The 5,156-nt window shown below is 48.9% G+C and carries 5 protein-coding genes and 1 pseudogene; 5 read left to right on the top strand and 1 reads right to left on the bottom strand.

What is annotated here, in order from left to right:
- A complete protein-coding gene (gene msrB / locus GOU96_RS16755; protein WP_000935886.1) occupies positions 1-447 on the bottom strand; it encodes a peptide-methionine (R)-S-oxide reductase MsrB in 447 nt (148 codons plus the stop codon).
- A 345-nt stretch (positions 448-792) separates the two neighbouring features.
- On the opposite strand from msrB, the gene GOU96_RS16750 reads away from it, so the two are divergent.
- The 5 genes and pseudogenes from GOU96_RS16750 to GOU96_RS16730 form a co-directional block, all read left to right on the top strand.
- Positions 793-2,166: an L-cystine transporter gene (locus GOU96_RS16750; protein WP_267783157.1), complete on the top strand. Its 1,374-nt coding sequence runs from the start codon at positions 793-795 to the stop codon at positions 2,164-2,166.
- Between the two features lie 143 nt (positions 2,167-2,309).
- Positions 2,310-3,734: an exodeoxyribonuclease I gene (gene sbcB / locus GOU96_RS16745; protein WP_019829728.1), complete on the top strand. Its 1,425-nt coding sequence runs from the start codon at positions 2,310-2,312 to the stop codon at positions 3,732-3,734.
- A 31-nt stretch (positions 3,735-3,765) separates the two neighbouring features.
- Positions 3,766-4,140 (top strand): CidA/LrgA family protein, encoded by a 375-nt coding sequence (locus GOU96_RS16740; protein WP_001881007.1) that lies wholly within the window; start codon positions 3,766-3,768, stop codon positions 4,138-4,140.
- Positions 4,131-4,805 carry an LrgB family protein gene (locus GOU96_RS16735; protein WP_258503583.1) on the top strand — a complete coding sequence of 225 codons (675 nt, stop codon included), beginning with the start codon at positions 4,131-4,133 and terminating at the stop codon, positions 4,803-4,805. The genes GOU96_RS16740 and GOU96_RS16735 overlap by 10 nt, the downstream gene beginning before the upstream one ends.
- Positions 4,806-4,974: 169 nt before the next feature.
- Positions 4,975-5,156: pseudogene (locus GOU96_RS16730) on the top strand (cytidine deaminase); the annotation flags it as partial.

Here is a 5,156-nt window from a genome sequence, read left to right as displayed (position 1 = left end):
TTATGCACTGAGTTTGTTCACGGCAACCGAATTGATGCAGTAACGCAAACCGCTTGGCGGCGGCCCATCAGGAAACACATGCCCTAGGTGCGACTCGCAAGTGTTACAACGCACTTCCACTCGAGCACGCGCTAAGCGGTGATCCATATGGTAGGAAATGGCATTGGATTTGACTGGCTGGGAAAACGAAGGCCAGCCTGTGCCTGAATCAAATTTGGTTGCCGAATCAAATAACAAGGTTTGGCAACCGGCACATTGGTATAAACCCGGCTCAAACAGCTCACACATCGCATTAGAAAAGGCTCTCTCTGTGCCATGTTGACGCATCACGTAATACTGCTGTTCATCAAGCAAAGTGCGCCACTCTTCATCACTGCGCGTCACTTCACGCTCTGGCTTAGGATTGCCTTGGTTTGCAAAATCCAACACCTGTTGCCAGTTCAACATTGCTCTCTCCTCTTGTTGGACTATTGACTATGCTCAAACGACTTAGTACGGCAGCATCAAGCTGGAAGAATATAGACCGCGGATGCACCAATCTTATTGCATTCAGATCACCAAAATACACACCTGCAAAAGCAGCACAGTTCGGGCAATACTTAGTCAAATTGATCGCCAATTAGTCAACCCTCTGTTTTTGATAACCATTAGTTATAAAACATGATTTTTTCTCAGTTTATTTTCGTGATAGCGATCGCTATATTCCAAGAAAATCGTTCTCATTTAGGATAGAACAATCGGCTTGCTTTGATGGCCGTTGTTACTCTCCTTCCCCCTTTTAAGGATTTGCTTATGTCAGTGGTTACCCTTGCAGCACTGGTGATTTTCGCCGGTCTGTTGCTCTATCTGTTTAGGCTACAGAAAAAAGCCGCCACCCTTTCTCGTCAAGTTTTGTTTGGTTTAGTACTAGGTAGTGCATTTGGTTTGGCACTGCAAGTGGTGCTCGGTGAAGGCCATCCCGCTATTCAAGAAACCCTATCTTGGGTTGCTATCGTCGGCAATGGCTACGTGGGTCTACTGAAAATGGTCATCATGCCACTGGTGCTGGTATCAATGATCTCTGCCGTGGTACGTTTGGATAAAAACGGTTCACTGGGCAAAATCTCCAGTCTGACTATCGGTATTTTGCTGGTGACTACTGCGATTTCTGCGCTGATCGGTATTCTCATCACTCAAGCATTTGGCCTGACGGCTGAAGGTTTGGTTGAAGGCGCACGCGAAACCGCACGTATTGCAGCACTTGAAAGCCGCGCATCAACGGTTGCCGATCTAACGATTCCACAAATTCTGTTGAGCTTTATCCCAACCAACCCCTTTGCCGATTTAACCGGCGCACGTTCAACCTCCATCATCGCGGTGGTGATTTTCGGCGTGCTCACTGGTATTGCTGCACGCAAAGTGATTGCCGATAAACAAGAGTTAGAAACGCCAATTCGTACTTTTGTTGAAGCGGCACAAGCGATTGTGATGCGTTTAGTGAAAATGATCATGGCGCTGACACCTTACGGTATCGCCGCGCTGATGGCGAAAGTCGTCGCGACATCCAGTGCTACCGACATTCTGAACTTGCTCGGTTTCATTGTGGCTTCTTATGTGGCGATAGCCCTGATGTTTGTGGTGCACGGATTGCTGGTTGCTATGGTGGGCGTTAACCCAACCCGTTACTTTAAAAACATCTGGCCAGTACTGACTTTTGCCTTCACATCGCGCAGCTCTGCGGCCACGATTCCTCTCAATGTGGAAGCGCAAATCACCAAACTGAATGTGCCACCTGCAATTGCTAACCTGTCAGCTTCATTCGGTGCCACGATTGGGCAAAACGGCTGTGCGGGCATTTACCCTGCGATGTTGGCGGTAATGGTTGCTCCAACCGTTGGGATTAACCCACTGGATATTCACTTTATCGTGTCGCTGATTGCGATGATCACCATCAGCTCCTTTGGTATTGCAGGCGTGGGTGGCGGTGCGACCTTCGCAGCTCTGATTGTGCTGCCAGCCATGGGCTTACCTGTCACGATTGCGGCGCTTTTGATTTCTATCGAGCCACTGATTGATATGGCGCGTACGGCGCTTAACGTATCAGGTTCGATGACGGCAGGCACTGTCACAAGCCGTTTGCTTAAAGAGACAAACGAAGAGCCTGAGCCGCAAACTCAGCAAGCCTAATCTTACCTTGCCAAAGCCGATGCCCAGCATCGGCTTTTTTGTTGAAAGGCTGAACAAATAATGGGATAGCACAAGGGCAGCAATTGCTATGTCAGGGTCAGGATGGTCTAATAACGGCAATTTTTAGCGATTTGGTAAGCCACATGCAGCAAGAACACCAGCCCACATTCTTCTTCTTTGACTACGAGACTTGGGGAGTCAATCCCGCCAAAGATCGTCCTAGTCAGTTTGCGGGTGTGCGTACCGATATGGACTTCAACATCATCGGCGAGCCTTTGGTAATTTACTGTCAGCTGCCCAACGACTATTTGCCCGCCCCTGAGGCCGCATTGATCACAGGGATCACTCCTCAAAAAGCCAATAGCCAAGGTCTCGCGGAGCCCGAATTTATCGCGCGTATTCATGCTGAGCTCTCCACACCCAATACCATCAGCCTAGGCTATAACAGCATACGTTTTGATGATGAAGTGACGCGCTACACCTGCTATCGCAACTTTATCGACCCCTATGCTTGGAGCTGGCAACACGGCAATTCTCGTTGGGATCTGCTGGATGTGCTTCGCGCGTGTCATGCTTTGCGTCCTGAAGGTATCGAGTGGCCGGAAAATGATGACGGCTTTACCAGCTTTAAACTGGAACATCTTTCTGTTGCCAACGGCATTGAGCACAGCAACGCGCACGATGCGATGGCCGATGTGATTGCCACCATTGAACTGGCGAAAAAAGTCAAAGCCGCGCAGCCGAAATTGTTCGACTACTTCTTCACTATGCGCCACAAACGCAAGCTGACAGAACTGATTGATATTGTGAACCAAACTCCGCTGATGCATGTTTCTGGCATGCTTGGGCGTGAGCGCCACTACACCAGCTGGATTGTGCCGATTGCTTGGCATCCGACCAATCAAAATGCGGTGATTGTGGTGGATTTGGGTAAAGACCCTCAGCCGCTGCTAGAGCTCGATGCCGAAACGCTGCAAGCGCGTCTCTATACGCGGTATGAAGACCTAGCGCCGGATGAGCTACCAGTACCCGTGAAATTGGTGCATCTCAACAAATGCCCTATTCTGGCTCCGGCCAAAACCTTGACCGCAGAAAATGCACAAAAGATTGGTATTGACCGCGAACAGTGTCTCGCGCACTTGAATGTGATTCGTCAACACCCCGAGATTCGTGAAAAACTGGTGACGGTATTTAGCCAAGAGCGCGAGTTTAACCAAGAGAGTGATGTGGATAGCCAACTCTATGCCGGCTTTTTCTCCCCAGCCGATCGCGCGGCGATGGAGATCATCCGCACCACTGCACCGGAGAATCTGGGCAGCTTAGCGATACAGGTGGCCGATAAGCGCATTGAACCGCTGCTGTTTCGTTATCGTGCGCGCCATTATCCCCATACCTTAACCGATGCCGAGCAACGCCGCTGGGCAGCGCATTGCCGTGACTATTTCGAGCGCAATCTAGAAGGTTATATGTTGAATTTGGAAAATCTGGTGCATGAACATCAAGCTGATCCAAAGAAAATGGCGATTTTAAAATCCGTCTACCATTACGTGGAAAAACTCGCTTGCTAACATCGTTTATTTTTACTTGCTGATTTTATTGATGATAAAAAAAATAGCTCAATACTGTGTCTCCATGGGACTGATTTTTCTCTGTCTGTTGGCGGGCATCAACTTACAAACTTGGTTAGGCATTGCTATTCCCGGCAGCATTATTGGGTTACTGATCCTATTTGGCCTGATGGCCAGCGGTTTAGTGCCTGTCGAATGGGTCAAGCCCAGTGCCACCCTGTTTATTCGTTACATGATTTTACTGTTCGTCCCGATCAGTGTCGGCTTGATGGTGCACTTCGATACGCTACTGGCAAACCTCGCCCCGATCCTCGCTAGCGCTATCGGCGGTACCTTAATTGTCATGGTGACACTGGGACTGATACTGGATCGAATGCTCAAGAAGGGGAAAAAGTCATGTGGCTGATCATCACACTTGGGGTATTTTTCGTCGCCCGTTGGGTGGCTCAAAAATGCAATACCCCACTGGCCAATCCGCTTATGATCAGTATCGGTATACTTATTCCACTGCTGACTTACCTCAAAGTACCTTTTGAGACTTACTACGCTGATAATCAGTGGTTGAGTTATCTACTCCAGCCAGCGGTTGTTGCTTTGGCTTATCCACTTTATGAGCAGTTGCCACAAATTCGTGCCAACTGGCGAATTATCGCTTTGGCTTGTGGCGTGGGCAGTGTGATGTCGATGATCACCGCCAGTTTGATAGCCGTAAGCATGGGGGCAGATATAGAACTGATTGCCGCCTTGATGGGAAAATCAGTGACAACGCCGATCGCGATGGAAGTGGCACGCCAGTTGGGCGGCGAGCCCGCGATTGCTGCGATTTTGGTGCTACTCGTCGGGCTATTTGGTGCCATTCTTGCCTACCCGATTTACAAACTGCTCAATATTACTCATCCCATCGCCAAAGGGCTGACCATGGGTACGGTATCCCATGCCCTCGGCACAGCCACGTGCGCTGAGAAAGATCCTCGCGACGCCGCGTTCAGCTCACTAGCCCTTGTCGTGTGTGGTGTTATCACCTCTGTCTTAGCACCAAGTCTGTTTGCTTTCGCACTTTGGCTTCAATAATTTCATTTCGAGTGGCGTCACATCTCATACGCTTGCAATCGTTATCATGTGTGATGTCACTCTAATAATGAAACATAAAAATAAATTACATAACTTAACGTGACGCAGATCACCTTATAAAATCTCGCATTACCTAAAATAGGATTCCATGCAATGAAAAGGAATCACTATGAGAAACCGTATTGAACAAGCATTACAACAAATGCCTGCTTCTTTTGCCCCATATTTACGTGAATTGGTGTTGGCCAAGGATTTCGATGCCACTTTCTCTGCCGAGCAGTATCAGCAGCTTTTGACCCTTTCGGGTCTGGAAGATGCCGATTTGCGCGTCGCGCTGTTACCTATCGCTGC

Source organism: Vibrio sp. R-1 (genome assembly GCF_035615595.1).
Lineage (GTDB): Bacteria > Pseudomonadota > Gammaproteobacteria > Enterobacterales > Vibrionaceae > Vibrio > Vibrio cholerae.
Note: the sequence above shows the minus strand (reverse complement) of the source record. Positions and strands in the feature narration are given on the sequence as shown.

Excerpts from the sequence above, each read along its gene's own strand:
- msrB (WP_000935886.1), bottom strand. The coding sequence starts at position 447 with ATGTTGAACTGGCAACAGGTGTTGGATTTTGCAAACCAAGGCAATCCT.
- GOU96_RS16750 (WP_267783157.1), top strand. The coding sequence starts at position 793 with ATGTCAGTGGTTACCCTTGCAGCACTGGTGATTTTCGCCGGTCTGTTG.
- sbcB (WP_019829728.1), top strand. The coding sequence starts at position 2,310 with ATGCAGCAAGAACACCAGCCCACATTCTTCTTCTTTGACTACGAGACT.
- GOU96_RS16740 (WP_001881007.1), top strand. The coding sequence starts at position 3,766 with ATGATAAAAAAAATAGCTCAATACTGTGTCTCCATGGGACTGATTTTT.
- GOU96_RS16735 (WP_258503583.1), top strand. The coding sequence starts at position 4,131 with ATGTGGCTGATCATCACACTTGGGGTATTTTTCGTCGCCCGTTGGGTG.